Below are 21,135 nucleotides of genomic sequence, written 5' to 3' on the forward strand. Positions count from 1 at the left end.
TCTTCCATTATTATGCCGTTATCTCCTCGAATTGAGATTTATACAATTCCGAATAGAAGCCGTTCTTTTCTAACAGCTCCTCGTGATTACCCTGCTCGATGATATCGCCGTCCTTCATTACCAATATCACATCTGCATCCCGTATCGTCGATAAACGGTGAGCGATGACGAAGCTGGTTCTTCCTTTCATCAGGTTGTTCATTGCCTTCTGGATACGAGCCTCTGTTCTCATATCCACAGAGCTCGTGGCCTCATCCAAAATCATAATTTTATTATTTGCAAGGATTGCTCTGGCAATCGTAAGAAGCTGCTTTTGTCCCTGCGATACGTTACTGGCTTCCTCGTTAAGCTCCATATCATAGCCGCCGGGCAAAGTCTGGATAAAGTGATGGGCATGAGCTGCTTTCGCTGCCGCAATGACCTCCTCGTCCGTAGCATCCAGCCTGCCATACCGGATATTCTCCATAATCGTTCCTTTAAACAGCCACGTATCCTGAAGCACCATGCCAAAGGCCTTTCTCAGCTCGCTTCTCTCAATCTCCGTTATATCATGGCCATCTACGCGTATCTTTCCGCCGTTCACATCATAAAAACGCATCAAAAGCTTAACCATTGTTGTCTTACCCGCGCCGGTAGGGCCTACTATTGCTACTTTTTGCCCCGATTTAACCTCGCTGCTGAAATCGTGGATAATGATTTTGTCCGGCTTATAGCCAAAACGCACATGCTCAAAGCTTACGCTGCCTTCTACGTTTTTAAGGCTTACCGCATTCTCCTTTTGCTGCTCTTCCTCTTCTTCACCTAAGAATTCAAACACCCTTTCCGCTGCCGCCGCCATAGACTGAAGCATGTTGGATACCTGCGCCACCTGAGTAATCGGCTGCGTGAAATTTCTGACATATTGTATGAATGCCTGAATGTCTCCGATTTCAATAGTTCCTTTTACTACCAGCAAACTTCCGCTCACCGCCACCGCTACATATCCCAGATTTCCTACGAAATTCATGATAGGCTGCATCATTCCGGAAAAAAACTGGGATTTCCAGGCCGACTGGTACAAAATGGTGTTGGTTTCATTGAATTCCTTCAGCGCCTGCTCCTCTCTGTTAAAAGCCTTCACGATATTGTGACCGCTGTAAATTTCCTCCACCTGTCCGTTAATTTTGCCCAAATATTTCTGTTGAGCCACGAAATATTTCTGTGAAAATTTCACCACCCCTCCGATGAGCACTCCCGATACCGGAAGAATGACGAAAGCAATCAGTGTCATAACCGGGCTGATGCTGAGCATCATAATAAGAATACCGATAATCGTCGTTACCGAGGTGATAAGCTGTGTCACGCTCTGGTTCAAGCTCTGTCCCAGGGTATCCACATCGTTGGTAATTCTCGATAATACCTCCCCTACCGTCTTGGACTCGAAATACTTCATAGGCATACGGTCAATTTTCTGGGAAATTTCTTTTCGGAACCGATAACTCAGCTTCTGGGAAATTCCCGTCATGATTATCCCTTGTATAAATGACAGCAGCGCGCTGATCGCATAGAGACCGAGTAACAGAAGCAAAATACGGGCGATTTTCTCGAAATCGATTCCTCCCGTTCCCGCAACCTTTGCCATAACACCGTTAAAAGTTTCCGTTATCGCCCTACTCGTTATCTTAGGTCCTATGATATTGAATGCGGTGCCTCCTATAGCAAAAATTACAACGGCCAATAGTCCGTATTTATAAGCCCCCATATATTGCAAAATCTTCCGGGTAGTTCCTTTAAAGTCTTTCGCCTTTTCTCCCGGCATCATCCCTCCGCCGGGACCACGCATCCTTCTTTGAGGCTTTGAATTATTCTCGCTCATTACAAGGTCCCTCCTCTTAACTCCGCTTCAGACAGCTGTGCCTTGGCAATTTCCTGATATGTCTCACAGGAATCCAGCAATTCCTCATGTGTTCCGATTCCCGTTATTTTTCCGTCATCCAATACGATAATCTGATCCGCATGCAGTATCGTGCTGATCCGCTGTGCTACGATAATGACTGCCGACTCCGTAAGCTTTTCATGCAGAGCCTTTCTAAGCACCACATCCGTCTTATAGTCCAGAGCGGAAAAACTATCGTCGAAAAGACAGATTTTAGGACGCTTTACGATTGCTCTGGCGATGGACAGCCTTTGCTTCTGCCCTCCCGATACGTTGGTTCCGCCCTGGGAAATCTCGCTCTTATAAGCTTCCGGCTTGCTGTCTATAAATTCCTGAGCCTGCGCAATCGCGGCTGCTTCCACCATCTCTTCATCGGTTATGGTATCTCCCGCGAACTTAATATTGGATTCGATGTCACCGGAGAAAAGTACACCCTTCTGCGGAACATATCCCAGCTGACTTCTTAGCTTATGCTGGGATATATCTCTAATGTCTATACCGTCTATCGTGATTCTTCCCTCCGTCACATCATAAAACCGCGGAATGAGATTGATCAGCGTAGATTTGCCGCAGCCGGTACTTCCTATAATCGCGGTAGTCTTACCCGGTTCAGCCGTAAAATCGATGTTTGAAAGAGCATTCTCATCTGCTCCCGGATATTTAAAGGATACATACTCAAAGGAAAGCCTGCCCCTTAATTCTCCCGCTTCATTATCCTTCACAGCTTCCTTATCGTGAATCGCCGTTTCCGTATGAATGACCTCCTCAATACGTTCTGCAGCTACTCCCGCGCGGGGAAGCATGACAGAAATCATCGTTATCATCAGAAATGCCATAACGATCTGCATCGTATAAGTAATAAACGCCAGCAAATCACCCACCTGAAGATTGCCCATATCGATGCCATGAGCTCCGAACCATACGATCATAACGGTAATTCCGTTCATAATCATCATCATGAGCGGCATCATAAAGGTCATGACCCGGCTGGTGAACAGCTGGTTTTTCATGAGCTTCACATTGGCCTCATCGAAACGCTCCTCCTCGAACTCTTCTCTCCCGAAAGCGCGGATAACCGGAACGCCCGTCAGTATCTCTCTGGAAACGAGGTTCAATCTATCGATAAGAGTCTGCATAATCTTGAACTTAGGCATCGCCACAATCATCAATACTGCTACCAGTACGGTAATTGCCGCTACCGCCACTCCGATAATCCATCCCATCCCGGTTCTCGTGCTGGCGACCTTGATTACGCCGCCGATTCCTATAATTGGAGCGTACATCACCATGCGAAGCAACAGGACTGAGACCATCTGCACCTGCTGAATATCGTTCGTGCTTCTCGTAATCAGGGAAGCCGTGGAGAATTTCTCCATTTCCGCATTGGAGAAGGAGATTACCTTATGGAATACCCTTCCTCTCAGCGTCATTCCTATCTTCGCAGAGACTCTGGAGGCAAGAAGGCTGGATAAAATTGCCGTAATCATCATCACTACGGAAAGTCCAAGCATCTTTCCTCCCTTGCTCAGCAGATAATGGGTCTGTACCGCTGCGCCGTCTGAGCCCATAGCCTCATATTCCGCCTTCACGAAATTCACCGCCATCTGAGAAACAGCAGTATCTCCCATGTCCGCATAAGCTTCCATCGCTTTGCTCCGGTATTCCAGCACCTGTTCCTTACTCATCATGCCGCCTTCTATCATAGCCTTCAAAGTATCGATATCCATTTCCTTCGATTGAGAAAGCGCCGTTAACATCGCCATCGGCATCGCCATGCTCTCATCCAGCGTCTCCACAGTCTGAATATCCGCCGTATTCAGCTCATAATTGCCATCCTCATTCTCACTGTAAGAAGACATCATGAACTCTGCCTCGTTCTCAGGCATGAACAGACTTATATTTTCTAAGGTTTCCCCTCTTATTTCCTCAGGCGCCACATGGTCAATGCCTCCCTGACCTATCCCTACGTCCACGATATCCGCCGTATACTGCGGCAAGGTCAGATCACAGTACGCCTGCAGCACCAAAAGAGCTATGATTATCACCACCGACGCTTTAGACTCGCCTAAATATTTTAATATTTTAAACATGACTGTCTCCTTTTAACTCCTCTTCCATAATATCCTCTAACAAATTGCATAACGTGATAAATTCTTTCATATTCTTTTCGCCCATGCGTATCACGACTCTGCGCATGATTTTGTCCATTTTTTCCTTGCTCTTCTTTCCGGCTTCCTTTCCTTTATCGGTCACATATACGTACGTATTCCTTCTGTCCTCCTTATCCACATCGCGCCCTGCATATCCCCGTTCCTCCAATGCTCTTATCATTTTCGATACTGCCGGAGAAGATATGTGAAGAGCCTTTGCCAGCTCCCATACGTATATCCCTTTTCTGTCGTCGTTTTCCCTCAAGAAGCGTTCCATCACCATCAGCATTTCGAATTCCCTCTTAGATATATCGTGAAAAAGGAATTCGTATCTCATCTTCCGGAACCGGTTTACCGTCCTTATTAAGTCCTCCTGTATTTCATTCAGATTCATTTTACAACTGCACCCCTTTCAAAGTCTGTAAACCTTGCCCTCATTCAAAAACGCAAATACTTAACGCATATAATTCTTAACCTTGTTATGTATTTAGCATTTAACATAATACTCTTGTTTACGCCGCTATTCAATAAAAAAATTATTAAAAGAGTATAAAGGAAAATAAAAAAGGAAAGATATGAGCCAGCCGTTTCTCAAGCTCTTATATCCTTCCCTGTAAGCAACCTTTTTATCACGTTTATAGACTGCTATCGATTGACAATAAAAAAAGCAGATAGCGGGAGTCGAACCCGTCTCTCCGGCTTGGGAAGCCGGCGTTCTACCGATGAACCATATCTGCAAAGCTTATTCCATGAGCATTCTTCACTCATTCACTATATAATGTTCCAGCGCACACCGAATGGCACTTTCCTGCTCATTCGTCTCCAGTATGCGAAGCTCCAAGGTCCTGGACAAATCCATGCTGAAAATTCCCATCACTGACTTCGCATCTACGATATACTTCCCGGAAATCAAATCGAAATAGCCGTTAAACTGCGCCATGATGCTGACAAATTTCTTGACCTCCTCGATGGACTGCAGTCTGATTCTAAAGCTTTTCATCCAAACGACCTCTCCTCTAATCCTATTCTTTCATTTCCTATAACATTACTATTGTACTAGCCAAAACACATTTTGTACAGTCCTATTTTTAAAAAATCTTTTCTACCAGATATACTCTGTTAAAGGGTATGGAAAAATAATATCCGTCTACAAAATCCTCCGTAAAACCGATAACCTCTTTCGCAATTTCCACACCGGTACTCTCGCCTTCTTCTCTCGTCATTCCATGATGGAAACGGGCAATGACCTCCTCCGTCACATTGATTCCCGCCATCTCATTCCTGATGAACTGGGCGTTTCTAAGGCTTACCAGAGGCATGATGCCGCAAAGAATCCTGGCTTTCGTCTGATCCTTAATATATCGAAGCTTCTCAGCTTCCTCAAGCGTAAATACGGGCTGGGTCAGAAAGAATCCGGCTCCCTGTGCCATCTTCTTTTTCACTCTTCCGACTTCCACCTCCAGATTCGGCCGGTTGTGATTCAAGGCCCCTCCAAATGTCACCGGATCCTTTGCAAATTCCTCCTGATTCAGCTCGTTTACGATTTTCATCAACCCTACGGAATCGAAATTGAACACGCTCTTTACCTCCTGCCTGATCAATGTCGGCACCGGATCTCCGGTAATCACAAGCATGTTCCTTATCCCGTTTATATAAGCACCAAGAAGCTGTGAGCGCATGGCAATCGCATTCTTATCCCGGCAGCATATGTGGGGCATCACGCAAAGCCCCGTTTCCTGCGCCACCTTCATGCTCATGAGTATGGAATCCGCCCGGGTCCTGCCGGAAGGAGAGTCAGGAAATGTAATCACATCCGCATTATGCTCCTTCAGAAAAAAGGCTGCCTCCATCACCTTTTCATCGTCCGCTCCCGGCGGCGGCGAAATCTCAACCGCAATCAGCTTTTCTCCTTTTCTTTTTCCCTTCCAAAAGCTGCTGTCAACCTGCTGTATCTTCACTTCTTCCGCTCCGCGGCCCGCCGCTTCCTTTTCCCTTTGATGAAGATCCACCGCTTCCTTCAACAGACGGATATATTCCGGATTCGTTCCGCAGCAGCCGCCCAGAATATCCGCTCCTTTCAGAGAAACCTCCTTCATCTTGCGAGCAAAATATTCCGCATTGTCCCTGAATATCATACGGTTCTTTATAAGCTTGGGATAGCCTGCATTTGGCAATGCCGTAATATATTTTCCTTCCGGAAGCCTTATCTTATCCAGGATCGTATATAAATGTCCCGGGCCGACACCGCAGTTAAGCCCTACCGCGTCTATCTGTTCCACATCTGCCGCTTCCCGAAGCAATCTTCCCGCACTGATTCCCGCGTTGCTGTAACCGTGCTGATTCACACAGAACTGCACGATAATGAATACCTCCCGCTCCTTTTTTATCGCCTCGATAACGGGAAGTATTCTATCCAGTTCTGAAAAGGTTTCAAATAAGAGAATCTCCGCACCTTCAGATAAAAAGGTATCACAAATAAGCTTATATTCGCTGAATATCTCCTCTTCCGGCGTTCCTGAATCCATGGGAATGGGGCCGATGTCGCCTGCCAGAAAGCAGTCCTCTCCAAGTGTCCTGCCGCTTGCAGAAATCGCTTCCAGTGCATTTTTCCAGGCCGAACGGATATTTTCAGCCACTTCCAGGCTATCGCACTGAAGGCTGACCCTGTTGGAGGCAAAGGTATTGGTCCTGATAAGGGCCGCTCCTGCCTCCAAATAGCTCTCATGTATCCTTTTTACAAGCTCAGGACACAGTGCATTAGCCTTCTCAGGAAGCATCTCATCCTCCGCAATGGCCGCGAAATAGGTTCCGAAAGCGCCGTCACATATTATTTTCTCATTCTGCAAGTACTGTTGAATCTTCATATCTTTTCTCCGCGGTATATTTATAATAATCGATCACCTATTTTCATTTACGTATATCTGTGCTCTGCTTTGGATGATGTCCGCTACTTCCTTGGCGCTCTTTTGTCCTGCAAAATAAGGTGCGGCCTCCTCTGAAATAATGTTAATAAGGTTCTGATCATAGGCATAAGGCTTATCTATTGTCTTCACAACTGCCAGCACTTCGTCGATTTCCTCCTGGGTCATAGGAGTAATCGGTATATCCATGCCACCTACGGTATAGGTCTGGTCATACTCAACAAAATTTCCGTTCTCATCCTCATAGGTTTGCTTCTGCTTCGCCTTCTCAGCCAGCGCATCAACGCGCTTCAAACTAAGCGGCCAGCCATATTCGATCGTATTTTGAAAGTCATCGGTCAGAAAATATCTCATAAACTGCCATACGCCGTCCTTGTTCTTTGATTTCGACGACATGACAATGTCCATATTCGGCATGATTGCCGAGCCCTTTCCATCGGCTGAAGGGAAGCCTATAAGGGTAATGTCCTCTCCATAGGTTCCTTTTTTCATATAATTATAACTGGAAAATCCATCCATATAGCTAATGTTTAACAGCACCTCGCCGCTTCTCCACAGGCTGTCATAATTCCTCCAGTATTCGTCCGTGTAATAGGAAACATCATACTGCTCAGGAAATTGGTTCAAAAATTCCAATAAGGAAATAAAGGCATCGGAACCAAACTTGCACTCACCTGTATTCCAGTCAATGAACTGACTTCCTGCCATTTGAATGCTGTAATTCAATACGCTTCCCCTAATCTCACCGGCAAATACCTGTGTTCCTTCGGGCTTCGTAGCCATGAGCGCATTCAGATCCTCCATGGTCCAGCCCGGCTCCGCTCCTACATCCGCAGTCTTTCCTATCACGGTAAAAATAGTGAAGCTCGGCACCAGCTGATACAGTTTGCCATCGGTTTCATACGCTGTGAGTACGTTCTGGAAATAATCGTCGCGTTTTAACTCCTCATCTTTATCAATATATGGATACAGATCCTCGAACAGCCCTTTGGAAATATAGCTTTCTGCCGGAAGGCTGGTGTCCATTATAAGGATATCCGGCACATTGCCCGAAGCGATGTCGGTATTTAGTTTTGTAGCGCCTCTCGTATAGTCCTCATCCGTATTATACTGAGTATAATCCGTTATCCGAATGCGATACTGCTCATTGGTTTTATTAAACTGCACGACTTGATTGCGAACCTCCCAGCTAAGCCCGTTGCAGGCCAATGTCAGGATCTTCTTATCCACAACATCCTTCGGGTCCACCTTAGTGAACTTCATCAGCATAGTACTTCCCGTAAGGTTGTCGTTTATCGTACCGTAGAATTCCTTATCGCTTACCGCCACCAAGCTGTAAATGTAAGAGGTATTTATATCGGAATCGATAAAATTCATCAGCTCCGTCACGCTTTCGTCACCCAGATTATATCCGCTGACGCCGTAGTTATCCACGAGCATAAGGTCGTAGCCTACGCCCGGATAATAAGTGTATGATGAAGAAATACCCGGAAGGAAATACTCCTCCTCTGAAAGCTTACCGGTATCCACATCCAGTCTTCTCAACCCATACTGATTGTTCTGCGAACCATAGGAAAGGATCAGGAGACTGCCGTCCGCTATCTGTATCGCATCTCCCATGCTCTCCTCTTCCTTCATATCCACGCTCTTTTGCTGCTGTCCCTGCAAATCGTACAAAGTGATCTTGTTGGAACTATCCATAATCGCAATTCGTCCGTCGTTTAAAAGCTTCATCCAGCTTACGTAGTAATAATCGTTCGCAGAGTCACTCGTCAAGGGCTGCTTCCACAACTCGTTTCCCTCTGCATCCAGCTTAACCAGAAAATAATTATCTTCATATACATAATTATCCGGATCGCTGGAATCCTCGAAATATTCATCCATAACTCCGTAAAAATTCCCCGATTCGTCTACCGTCAAGTAGTTCAGGGACTGATTCTCCGCAAGAGAGATCGTCGCCTTCACGGAATCCGAGCCATCCAGATTCTGGCTTACGATATAGGTCTCCCTTCCGTTTTCCAGCCAGTTATACCCGACTACATATAATCTGTCTCCCCGCAGGAAAAAATTACCGATGGAATTCTTATCCTCTATATCATTCAAGGCAACCTCTTCCGCCTTGTACACATGTTCCTTGGAATTCTTTTCCTCCTGTGTGTTTCCGCTTCCTCCGCAGGCCGCCAGCGACAATACCATTATACCTGCCAATAAACCTATGACTATCTTCTTCATAACCGTCTCCTCCTCTTTAATGGTATTGCATATTCTTAGAAATATTTCCACTTACTTTTTTCTTTACGAAACCGCTCCGCCACTGTGTCCTTCCAATCCGTAAGAACACGCCATACGTCTCTCCACGTCCATTCTTTTCTCTTCCAAAGTATAATAACAGTTACAATTATTATAAAGGCTGGAATCAAAAGGAACAATACCTGTAAGACTAACAGAACGGCAAAAATATCCTCCCATCCCCGAGCCACATTTTCCCAGTAGGGATATCCGATAGCATATGAATTCATGGAACGCGTGCTGAATTCTGCAATCACAGTAAACAACGACTTTAGTCCGTATCTTGCCGAATTCTCCACTACCTGCATGCTTACCTCGTCAATCCCGAACTTTTCCTTAACCTTGGCGTAAGCGAATCCGCTGACCGGGTCGGGCATTACGATTTCATACGTGTTAATTCCTGTTACGATCCCTTGTGCCTCCATGGTTTCATAGGAAATGTAAACTAAAGTTTTGTCCAGTCCCGCCGCTTCGTTCAGCCTGCCCTGCTCCCTTTTGATTACACCGGCAATATAGTGAGGCGTTCCGCCGATCCTTACCTCCATTCCGGTCACATCGTTAGAACCGAATAGCTGCCACGCCGCATCCTCGTCGATAAGTATCCTGTCGTGCATTAAGTCGCTTCCCGAGAAATAGGAACCGTTAATAAGCTGCAACGGATGAAACAGGAAGAAATCTCCTCCGACACCCACCGTATTAGCCTCTAATGTTGTTTTACCATTCGTCAAAGTGACCTTGCCTTGCACACTGTAAGCGTCCGCCCACAGTCTTGCACTTTCACTGGGTGCTGTTATGGAAGCCTCTTTGAGCGCGGCATCCAGCGAGTGCTCAAAGGTCATAACACTGTTCTTATCCACATTCGTCCCTGCGGCAAAAAAGCAGCTTATCTGAGCCGAATCGCTCTCTTCCGACCACCTCGCCGCAGCATTCTGATCTAGAAGCTCCTGCTTTTTCACCGTGGCAAATACGCTGATACCCGCCCATATGAGCAGGCACAGCACCACGGATAAAACCACAATTATTTGTTTTATTGTAAAATTCCTCAAAATTTTTCTCATATCCCATCAACGCGTTATTACGCGCTCTCCGTTAGCTTAATCCGTCAGACGAACCTGTTTTCCTGCTTCTACCGGCTTCGTCGCTGTCGTTATTACATATTCATAGCCATAAAGCCCTGCAGAAATCGCCGTATGCGTATCGTCAGAGGCCAGTACCTCCACATCGATTCTCGTGGCAATATAACGGTTGCCAAGAGGACTGCTCTTCGATTCCACAATCAGTATGAACTTGCCGTTCTTGTCCTCCCTGATAGCACTATTAGGCACCACCAGCTCATAGTTGGCGCTCTTTTGTCCCACCGCCAGACTCAACGCCTGGCCAGCCTGCACATCACCTTCTACATTGAATGTCAGCTGCTTTTTCTGCGCCGGATCGGTCTGATCCGGTTTAATAGATACCAGCGTCGCTTTTATATCGTCATAATACCAAGAATTCTGTACCTCCGCAATATCACCGACTGAAAGCTTCTTCGCCTGCTCTGTAGTGGCGGAGAAGGAAAGAGTGAAGCCTTTGCCTGCTACCTGAATAACTGCAAGAGCTTCTTCCGGCTGTGTCTTTTCACCCGCAACGCGGTTTAATGTTGTAACGATTCCATCTACCGGAGCATCTATTGTTGCACCTACTGCATTTTCTTCCAGTTTTTTAACTTTCTCTTCCTGCAATTTAATCGATTCATTTTGTGATTCCAGATTAATCTCTGCCAGTAGCTCTTTCTGTATCTGAGTCATATCTTCCTTAGCCTTATTTAAAGAGGTCTCCGCTTTTGTCTGCGCCTCCTGCGCCTCTAATAATTGATTAGAAGCATTGGCTTTATCAATTGTGGTATCAACGCTGTTTTGCTTATCCGTAAGGGCTTGGTCTGCGTTTGCTTTTGCAGTACTCTTGTTATCTTGTTCATTTTGTTTACTTGCAACTTCTTTATTCACTTCTGAAGCATGTTTCTTTGCTTCCGTTACATTACGCTCTGCTTCCGATACTTCGCTTTGTTTTTTTGCTATACTTCCCTCTTCTGTTACGCCTCCATTAAGCGTAGCTAATCTTGCATCTCCGCCAGCAGTAGGATAAGCCGTCTGCGCCGAATTGTATGACGCCTCTAACTCCTTAACTGCATCGCCAGCTTCATCTACAGACTTCTTCTGCTCGGCTACCTCCGTAGCCCCAGCATTTGGATTTGCTGTATACCAACTGTCAAAAGCAGCTTTAAGGTCTGCGAGGTTTTTATCTGCGACTAATTTGTTATCAGCATAATTATCTAATGTATTCTTTAAAGTCTGTAGGGAATCTCTTTCCGATGTAAGACTCGTTAATTCTGCTTTCTTTGCAGTCAGATTATTTTCAGCAATCGTTACATCTGCAGTTGCTTTTGTCGCTTTTGCCTGTGCATCTGCTAAAGCCTGCCCAGCACTGGTAACTTCTTTCTGCGCATTCGATACCGCATTTTTTTCGTTCGTAGTATCCACTACCGTATTCCCGATATACCCCAGCTGCTTATTTATTTCCGCCACTTTTAAAGTAGCGGTATCGTATTCAGCTTGCGCTGTATCCAAAGCCGCCATTGCCGCTTGAAGTTTCTGCTGTTTCTGGGTTAATGTAAGTGTATCATCACTCTCAATATTCTTTACTGTACCAACTCCCAAGCTCTCCGTAATTACCGCTATCTGATAGGTTAGCATCAATGTATTTAATTCCTTCTGAGCATCAGCAAGTTCAGTGCTTTCCTTATCTTCCAGATAAAATAAAACATCGCCCTTTTTTACTTCATCTCCTTTTTTCACCGCAACACTGGAAATTACGCGACTTTCATTTATCGACACATTATAAGGGTCGGTGGCCTCTATATTTCCTGTCCCCCTTACCTTAGCCGCGATCGTCCCGCTCTGTACATACTCCGTGGCTACCTCCGGCAGGGAATAGTTCATAATCGTATTGGAAAAGAATGTCAGCACAAGCATTGCGGACAAAAATATAATTGCCGCATTCTTTACCCATTCCCTTCTTTTTGTAGCGTTTGAATTCTCATTCATTAAAATATCTCCTCCTATCCCTTAATTCCGCCCTGATAAGTGATTCCCTCTACCAAATAATCCTCTCCGTATAGGAACACCAAAAGCGTAGGTACCATGTATATCGTAGCGACGGCAAATGCCAGTCCTATTTCTCCCGCATTGATTTTCGAGAGAAATACGGATAACGGGTGCATCGCTTCATCTGAAAGCAATATGAGGGGTTGTTCCACCATATTCCAATAGTCTATAAAAATTAAAATTGCAATGGAGCACATACAGCCCTTGCAAAGAGGCATACATATCCGTCTGAATATCTGCCATTCCCCGGCTCCGTCAATCTGCGCCGCTTCTATTACCGACACCGGAATCCTGCGCATGAATTTGGTCAGCAGATATACTGCAAATGGAGAAAAAATGCCCGGCAGCCATATCGCCCACCTCGTATCAATGATATTCAGCCAGCCCGACACCAAATAGTTAGGCACCAGGGTAACCTGATAGGGCATCAGCATCAATATGATATAAACAAAAAATATTATTTCTTTTAGTCTGCCCCTGTATCTGGTAAAACCATACGAAGCCAAGGCTGCCACCAGCAATTGGAAACCGACGATAGGAACTACCAAAATGACGGAATTCCAAAACTTGAATAAATAATCAGGGCTCTTAAGGAGAACCGTGATATACTGACTGAAGGACACAATATCCGGAATAAATTTTAAGTTTACCTTTTCCGAAATATAAGTTTTTCCTCCGGTATCGGTGGTAGAAAATACTTGTCCGTAATTAGAAGATATTTCCGACGCCGACATGAAGGAATTCGTTACCGTAAGTATGATCGGCATAAGAAAAAGTATCGCGAAGAAAGCGGCGATTATCGTTGCCATCGCTCTCTTTTCGAAGGTCCTTCTCTTTTTCTTTTTCTTTTTTTTGATAAATACGCGGTCGCTTAATGCCGTTCCGGTTCCCTTTAATACACTTTTTCTAAATGTCATCCTTCCACATCCTTTCCGAAATAATTTTCCGTAAGGAAGAGAATTCCAATCAAAATTACCATTACAATGGACATCATAATAGCCGCTGCCGACAATTTCTGATAGTCTAGCGAACCGAACGTATTATTCATAAAATGCTGCATCATATATAACGTATTATAAGGATAACTGCCCGTCAATAGATATATTTCCCTAAATACCTTAAAGGAATTGATAAGCGACATAATGGTCACAAATAATAGTGTTGAGGATAAATACCTCAGCTTAATATAAAAGAAAATCTGCCTCGGCTTAGCGCTTTCCAGTACAGCCACCTCGAGAATATCTTTAGGTATGCTGCTTAACGCAGCCATAAACAAAATCATGTTATATCCCAGATTCTTCCACAGAAATAAAACAATAATGACGATCTGGGCGTAGTCCGATTTCAGCCAGTCGATTTTACCCGCTCCGAACAAGCCTATGACATCGTTCACCATGCCGTTATAGTGAAACAGTACCTGCCAGATCAAAACAATAGACGCGATGGGAACCATCATCGGCGTCAGGAAAAATGTCCGAAACTGACTCCGAAACGGTATCTTGCTGTCGAGAAGCAATGCCAGTCCCAGCGCCAGCACAACAGCAAGCGGAACTGCAATCAGCGAAAACTTCATCGTGTTGGCGGCTGCCTGCCGGAATGCCCCGTTATTAAATACATTCCTGAAATTATCCAGAAATACGAAGCTGTGGTTGATCGGATTGTCCACCACAGAATAATAAATGACCACTAAAAAGGGCACAACAAAAAACACCAATACACCTAATATGCTTGGAGACAGGAAAACGCAGGATATGCGTTTTCCTCTTTCGCCCTTTTTACGCAGGCTATTTATATTTTTCTTTTTTTTATTTTTCGGAGCTTTTAATTCCTTTCTCACAATATAATTACCTTCTATCTCGTCTCATTAATGTATGTCTGTAAACGGTTCTGAATCAGAGCTGCCGCATCGTCCGCACTCTTCTGCCCTTCAAAATAGGATTGTGCTTCCTCGCTTATGATCGAAAGCATTTCCTCGCTTTCTGTTCCATCCAGTCCAACGGAGCGTTCTATGATTTCCCGCACTCTGTCGACCTGCTCTTTAGAAGCTGCGTATACATCCACCGTGACATTATCTGTCCCGGAACCATAAGTCCACGTCGATTTGGATTTCTCCTTCTGCGTACCGTCCGTATCTTCATAATATTCCGCTTCCATGTCTTTTGCAAACTGTTTTTCAAGCGCCGCCTTCATGGTAGGAAAACCGCCGTTTGCCGACTGTATGTTTTCCTGCCTTTCTTTGGTCAGATTAAACTTCAGAAATTCCCATGCGCCCTCTTTGTTTTTAGAGTTTACATTCATTCCTGCTGTGGTTCCATTTGATTTTATTATGGAACCGTAATCGTTTATGGTAGGATAACCGATTACGTTAATTTCCTCTCCGAATATATGTTCATATATTTGAAATTGCTGGACAGAGGTAAGGTTTTCTTCCATTAAAAGCAATTGTCCGTTTCTTATTCTGTCAAATTGACTGGAATCAGGCTCTTCACTTATTTCTTTCGGAAAACGGTTGGAAAATTCCATAATCCGTTTAAATTCCTCTCCGGTAAAGTCGCATGCTCCAGTCTCCTCATCCACGAATTCTTCCATGTTCATGGAGCATAGAAGCTGCAATACCGAATTCTTTGTATTATAATCCAGTATCTGGGTATCGGCAGGCTTGGAATCTATCAGCTTTATCATATCATCCACAGTCCATGTTCTTTTGTCGCCTACATCGGAGACCTTGCCCACAAGAGTATTTATTCCGAACCAAGGTATGATTGCATATAATTTACCGTCCCGTGCATAAGTATATAACACATTTTCAAAATAATCCTCTTTGTTTATTACCGTATCATTTTCCAGGTAAGACGTAATATCCTCCAACGCTCCCATGGAAATAAGTTTGTCTAAAGAAGTAAAGCTGTATACCATATCGATCAGATCCGGCCCTTGACCGCTGGCCAAATCTGCTGCCAGAAGAGCGACACGTTCATCATAGTCCATGCTGTCGTCTCCATACTGTTTTACTTCAATCCGGTATTTATCGCTTTGTTTATTAAATGCAGCGATATCATTGGAGAGATAATAGGGAACCATTACTGTTCCATAGGTCAGTGTCGCCTTTTCAGGAACTTCGGATCGTTCTTTTTTCGTAACAACAATCAGCTCCGGCTTGCTCTGCTCGGACATAAAGTCTACTGATAAAGCAGCAATTCTTCCATCCTTAAGCTGTTTCACGCCTCGCAGGCTGGTGCTGTTAACGTCACTTTCCAGCCAATCCAGAACCTCCGTCGGCTCCGTGTCGCTGATATTGCATGTGTACAGTTTCGTCTCCCGCGTGTAAAGTATATCGGTATCCGCTCCCGCTTGATAGGTACCGTAGCCGAAGGATATACTGCTGTTCAAATCTTTAAGTGTTTTTCCCGAAAGATCCACTGCCTGCAGACGCCAGTCGGTGTCACCATAAAAGCCGACAACCACCGTTCCATCCCTCATTCGAAAAAGATTCTCAATATAGGTGCCCACCGGAAGCTCACAAAGCATCTCACCCGAAGGCTTTAATACATATATGCTCTGATTGGCATTCACGTAATAGTTGCCGTCTTTGTCTTCCAGTATATGCTGGATATACAAGTCCTTCACTTTTCCAAGCGAGTTCATGACATCCACTGATTCCAGCATTCGTCCGTCCTGGGATATTTTTCTTATTTCTACACTTTCCACTCCGGCAGCCGCATCTTCTGTCACTGCCTCCTCGTCTGCTGCCGCAGACATATATTTTACTAATCCCAGTATGAGATTACCCTCACTGTCGGTACCGATAGCGGAAATGAAAGCATCTGCTTCAAGCTCAACAGGCACCTGCTCGGGAGTATTTCCTTCCGTCCCGATGTCCATAGAAAATAACTGAGTGGTGCCGTCCTCGCTGCTTCCGGCAAAATAAACCTTTTCATCTTCACCGAATATCATACTTCCCGTCGTATAGCCCTCTGCTTCCAAAGTACGGTAATCCGCTACGTATATGTAATCCTTATCCTGAGTTCCTGCGGTTTCCTGAACCTCATTTGTCTTACCGCAGCCTGCAAGCTGCAAAGCCAGCACTGCCGCCAGGCCTAATATCCCTGCTTTTCTACCCTTACTCACTTAATTATTTCCCCTTTCAAACAGCTGTCATTATCTGTTTTCATTAACGTAAATCTGCACCCTGCTCTGTATGATATCCGCCACTTCTTTTGAGTTCTTCTGTCCTTCGAAAAAGGCAGCCGCCTCTTCATCCACAATGGCTGTAATCTGTTCATTATATTGATACAAGCTATCCACGCCCTCTATCAGGCCTCTTACTATATCCGCCTGCTCCTGGGTAGCTGCATAAATATCTACATTAAAATCGTCATACCCCCATGATGTTTTCATCTGTTTCACTTTATTGCCGTCAACATCTTCGTAATATTCCTGTTCCATTGCATCCTCAAACATCAGCTCCAACGCAGATTTCATAATCGGGAAACCATAACCATCCGTTTGCTGTTGAGCATCTTCCGTAAGCATCGTGCGGATAAACTGCCATACCCCGTCTTTGTTTTTCGACTTGGAGCTCATTGCCAGAGAAGCTCCTGAACCGGAAATAAAAGAACCATTATCCTTGTTCGTAGGATACCCGATAAACGCGACAGGTTCTCCGAACATCGCTTCATACATCTGGTAATCCGTTATTCCGCTGATTCCGGTATTTAACATAAGAAGCTCTCCGCTTTGCAGCCTCCCCGCGGTATTTCCTCCCATTCTGTCGTAATCGAATTCCAAATCAAAATAATTGGCGAATTCAAGCGCTTTTACAAAATCATCTCCGTTAAATTTGCATTCGCCGGTGTTCCAATCCACATATTGGTCCATATTCATCATAATATTGTACATGAGAACCGTACTCTTTGTCCCATAATCATATAACTCTACATTATCAGGCAGCTCTTTTACCATGTTTATAAGTTCGTCCAGAGTAATGCTGCTTCGGTCCCCTACCACTGATTTCTTCGCGATTACCGTATTTATAGTAAAAAACGGCGAAATCGTATAAAGCTTTCCATCTACCTCATACGCCTTCAGTATATTCGGCAGATAATTCTCCCTCTTTAACTCGGCATCATTGTCGAGATAAGGATACAAATCCTCCAAAAGCCCCTTAGTCGCATATTGCTGCGTGGTACCATTGGAAACGTCTATGATATCAGGCATATTCCCGCTGACGATATCCGAATTCATCTGCGTAAGTCCCGCCTCGTAATCGTCATTCATCTGCATGTATTCTTTTATTTCGATTCGGTATTCCTGATTTTTCTTATTAAAATCGATAACCTGTTTGCGGGTATCATAGCCAAGATACATTGTGCTGTAGGTGATGATTTTCTTCTCCGGCACCTCGCTTCCCTTCTTCTTGGTAAGAAAGGCCAGTTCAATTGTATTCGAGTCCTCCGTCCAGTAGGAAGTAACAGCTAATACCCTGCCGTCCTCCAGCATAGCGAAGGCAATCAGATCGCTGCTGTTAATGTCACAATCTATCCAATTGAGTATTTCTGTCGGTGCCTCGTCCCCCATATTATAAGAATACAGGAAATTATCTGAGCTGAACACAACATCATCCTGTACACCTTTGGCGAAAATATAGTTGCTGAAGGAGGAAACCATCATATTATTCTGCGCCTCTCCTACACCTTTTTTCACCAGATCAATAGGGTGAATCTCCATATTTTCCTGACCGTAATATACCAGCATCACAGTTCCATCTTTGGTAGAGAACATATTATTGATCCAGTTTTCCACCTCTACCGTGAACAGCTCCTTGCCATCCTTATCCAGCACCCATACCCCTTGGTCATAGGCCAGATATATATTCCCGTCCTTATCCGTCTCCAAGTACTGTACATATGTATTTTCATCTTCAAATATACTACTCACGTCCACTGACGAAATGATTGTACCGTCCACAGAAAGCTTGCAGATTTCCGTCTTCTGGGAAACGGGTGCCTGATAATCGTCTGCAGATATCACGCTGGTGGATTCCGCTGAGGAAACTACTACACTACCGCCGCCGGAATGCGATACACTCGTAGAAGTAACGCTAGCCGAGGAAGCTCCTTCCCCATCCGTATCGTCGGTTTCGTCTGCAGCATCTTCACCGCTTGCAATCTCATCCCCATCACTTGCCGCTGCTTCATCATCCGCAGATTCTTCCTCCGCAGTTCCGCTTACATTCCCGTCTTCGCCTGCAGCTTCATCCTGCGCCTCAGCCTCAGTACCATCTGCTTCCTCCCCAGATAATCCCTCTTCGTCATACAGATAGGTGACTACAATTGCCTGCAAGCCGCCCTCGGAATCCGCACTCATTCTCGAAATGCTCGAATCTCCGTCTAAATTCAGCGGCTTTTTAACAGGTTCCTCAGCTCCAATCTTGAGCTCGTACAAATATGAAGTAGATTTCTGCGTCGTATCATCATATTCGCTTCCCAGATAGTAAATGGTATCGCCGATAACGGTTATACTCTCCGCGCCGCTTTGTCCATTGTCTATTTCCTGATATTCAGGTACATATACGAATTCCTTCTGTGCCGTAGTATTCTCTGCGCTGCCTCCGCAGCCTGCCAGATAAAGGCAGGCAAAAAACGCCGCCGACGCAGCTATTATCCTCTTGTTCCTACAATCCCTTACACCCTTCATAATACTCTCCATATCCTTTCCATATCCTGCACATCTCGTACCGCTCTTTTAATTTTATAAGTAAACCACAATTTACATAATTGTATGTGAGAAAAACACTACATATAGAATATCATAGTATCCACGCCAGTACAACCTGACACTTCTTAATAATTTCTGAAGCCGCAGTTATATCTTGACACCAAAACAATTTTTCCAGGTAAAAAAGAAAGGGAAAATAGCTAGTTTTCTATTTTTCTAATTAAAATTCCATTTTTTAAGAGAACGTTGTCAATATAGTATCTTTCGAAAAGAATCCTCCCTTTTCCTGGAATCTCGATGTCTTCCTCTTCACAGTTGATGATGACCTCCACATACCTGTCTGCCCATTCCACTTTCAGAAATTCGATAATGCGGGGATTGGAAATTTTGTTGGGAAAATGGAAATTTCTGTTTCTCAGTAAAGGCTCCTCCTTTCGCAAATGGATGAGCTGTCTGATGATTCCAATTCTATCATTGTATTCTCCCGCCTCGATACTTTCCCAAGGCATACATCTTCTGCAATCCGGATCATGTCCTCCCTCCATGGCTATTTCTGTTCCATAATATATACATGGACTTCCCGGCATGGTAAAAAGCACTGCAAGCTGCTGGAAATATTCATCCAGATTCTTAACTTCCGAGCGAAGCCGCCTCGTATCGTGGGAATCCAGCAAATTGAAGAGCACATCATTCGTCTGCTGCATGTATCCCGTATAACATCTGTTAATCGTATATTCGAAGTCCTCCTTCGTAAGTCCTTTATCTATCCAAAAGTCCTTGATGCTCTCTCCCAGCGGATAATTCATCACCGCATCGAATTCATCCCCTCTAAGCCAAGGCATGGCGTCATGCCAGATTTCACCCAAAATATAGATGTCCGGCTTTATCGCCTTCATCCGAGTCCGCAGTTCCTTACAGAACACATGGGATATTTCATTGGCTACATCCAGTCTAATGCCGTCCACATGATATTTCTTCACCCACATTTCACATACCTCTAACAGATATTTCCTTACCCTGGGATTGTTGGTATTGAGCTTGGGCATATTATCAAAAAATGCAAAACTGTAATATTGTCCCGCTACGGCTGCTCCTTTGCTATGCCCGAAAGGCCATTCGTTAATCATGAACCAGTCATAATATTCCGATTCCATTCCCTTCTCAACGACATCCTGCCACGGAGCAAAATATTTCCCGCAATGGTTAAATACCCCGTCCAGCATAATTCGAATCCCCTTTTCATGTGCTTCCTCTACCAGACGCATAAAGGTCTCCTCCGTGCCGAAATTAGGGTCTATCCTCTTATAATCAGTAGTGTCATATTTATGGGAGGAAGGGGATTCATTGATAGGTGTCAAATATAGGCCGGAGATCCCAAGCTCCTTCAAATAATCCAGCTTATTGATAATTCCCTGAATATCTCCTCCAAAAAATTCGTCGTTTCTCACACTGCCCTTATTCCTCCAAGGCAGCATTTCCTCGGTATTCAACGACGTATCTCCGTTACAGAAGCGCTCCGGAAAAATCTGATACCAGATCGTATCGTTCACCCAGGCAGGCGTTACCGGAATATCTCCGGGATTCATCCACGGAAATACAAAACATTGTCTGCTCCTTCCCTCCAGATTCATCTGATCTTCGCTCATAAAGCCATCCTCGAAATAGTACCACTTCTCTTTTTCCGTTATCAGCTCGAAGTAATATTTCAGCCGTTTATATTCAGGCTCAACCGTCGTTGTCCACCAAAGCTGGTTCTTCAGTCTCTTTTTAAAAGGGATGTTCGCTGCCTCCCCCGTCCAATTTTCACCACCGCCAAGTATTCCCGACTTAAAAGGATCACCGTGCACAATATTCACATATTTCACATCATATCCCGTCTTAATATTAATGATGAGTTGATTCTCATTCAAAGGGTAGCAATAATTGTCGTTAGCTCTATGATACACCGCATTAAAGTCCATTTTATTATCCTCCTGTATTTGAAAAGTTGTTTGGAAAAC

Annotated in this window: 13 protein-coding genes and 1 tRNA gene; all 14 read right to left on the reverse strand. The window is 44.6% G+C overall.

All coding sequences use genetic code 11. The features are described 5' to 3' along the window. Positions 1-10 precede the first annotated feature (10 nt). The 14 genes from V6984_RS12820 to V6984_RS12885 all read right to left on the reverse strand — a co-directional run bounded on the left by V6984_RS12820 (position 11) and on the right by V6984_RS12885 (position 21,096). Complete coding sequence (locus tag V6984_RS12820; RefSeq protein WP_342756022.1) at positions 11-1,855, reverse strand: ABC transporter ATP-binding protein; 1,845 nt, start codon at positions 1,853-1,855, stop codon at positions 11-13. After that, positions 1,855-4,005: an ABC transporter ATP-binding protein gene (locus V6984_RS12825; protein ID WP_342756023.1), complete on the reverse strand. Its 2,151-nt coding sequence runs from the start codon at positions 4,003-4,005 to the stop codon at positions 1,855-1,857. Before V6984_RS12825 ends, V6984_RS12820 begins: the two co-directional genes overlap by 1 nt. Next, entirely contained in the window at positions 3,998-4,459 is a 462-nt protein-coding gene (locus V6984_RS12830) for a MarR family winged helix-turn-helix transcriptional regulator (RefSeq protein WP_342756024.1), read from the reverse strand. Before V6984_RS12830 ends, V6984_RS12825 begins: the two co-directional genes overlap by 8 nt. Before the next feature lie 272 nt (positions 4,460-4,731). Next, positions 4,732-4,802 (reverse strand) — tRNA-Gly (locus V6984_RS12835). A gap of 23 nt (positions 4,803-4,825) precedes the next feature. After that, positions 4,826-5,065: an HPr family phosphocarrier protein gene (locus V6984_RS12840; RefSeq protein WP_342756025.1), complete on the reverse strand. Its 240-nt coding sequence runs from the start codon at positions 5,063-5,065 to the stop codon at positions 4,826-4,828. Positions 5,066-5,153: 88 nt separating this feature from the next. Next, positions 5,154-6,929 (reverse strand): bifunctional homocysteine S-methyltransferase/methylenetetrahydrofolate reductase, encoded by a 1,776-nt coding sequence (locus V6984_RS12845; protein WP_342756026.1) that lies wholly within the window; start codon positions 6,927-6,929, stop codon positions 5,154-5,156. A 33-nt stretch (positions 6,930-6,962) separates the two neighbouring features. Continuing rightward, positions 6,963-9,218 carry an ABC transporter substrate-binding protein gene (locus V6984_RS12850; RefSeq protein WP_342756027.1) on the reverse strand — a complete coding sequence of 752 codons (2,256 nt, stop codon included), beginning with the start codon at positions 9,216-9,218 and terminating at the stop codon, positions 6,963-6,965. 35 nt (positions 9,219-9,253) lie between these two features. Beyond that, positions 9,254-10,333, reverse strand: coding sequence for an ABC transporter permease (locus tag V6984_RS12855; protein WP_342756028.1), 1,080 nt, complete (start codon positions 10,331-10,333; stop codon positions 9,254-9,256). A gap of 36 nt (positions 10,334-10,369) precedes the next feature. Beyond that, positions 10,370-12,358 (reverse strand): biotin/lipoyl-binding protein, encoded by a 1,989-nt coding sequence (locus V6984_RS12860; protein ID WP_342756029.1) that lies wholly within the window; start codon positions 12,356-12,358, stop codon positions 10,370-10,372. Positions 12,359-12,372: 14 nt separating this feature from the next. Next, positions 12,373-13,335 carry a carbohydrate ABC transporter permease gene (locus tag V6984_RS12865; RefSeq protein WP_342756030.1) on the reverse strand — a complete coding sequence of 321 codons (963 nt, stop codon included), beginning with the start codon at positions 13,333-13,335 and terminating at the stop codon, positions 12,373-12,375. Further along, positions 13,332-14,255, reverse strand: coding sequence for a sugar ABC transporter permease (locus V6984_RS12870; protein WP_342756031.1), 924 nt, complete (start codon positions 14,253-14,255; stop codon positions 13,332-13,334). Before V6984_RS12870 ends, V6984_RS12865 begins: the two co-directional genes overlap by 4 nt. Positions 14,256-14,269: 14 nt before the next feature. Beyond that, on the reverse strand, positions 14,270-16,546 hold the full coding sequence (locus V6984_RS12875; protein WP_342756032.1) for an extracellular solute-binding protein: 2,277 nt from the start codon (positions 16,544-16,546) through the stop codon (positions 14,270-14,272). A 30-nt stretch (positions 16,547-16,576) separates the two neighbouring features. Next, positions 16,577-19,114 (reverse strand): ABC transporter substrate-binding protein, encoded by a 2,538-nt coding sequence (locus tag V6984_RS12880; RefSeq protein WP_342756033.1) that lies wholly within the window; start codon positions 19,112-19,114, stop codon positions 16,577-16,579. Positions 19,115-19,335: 221 nt separating this feature from the next. After that, positions 19,336-21,096, reverse strand: a complete 1,761-nt coding sequence (locus V6984_RS12885) for a glycoside hydrolase family 13 protein (protein ID WP_342756034.1) — start codon at positions 21,094-21,096, stop codon at positions 19,336-19,338. Positions 21,097-21,135: the final 39 nt, after the last annotated feature.

The sequence above is a fragment of the Kineothrix sp. IPX-CK genome, from assembly GCF_039134705.1.
Lineage (GTDB): Bacteria > Bacillota > Clostridia > Lachnospirales > Lachnospiraceae > Kineothrix > Kineothrix sedimenti.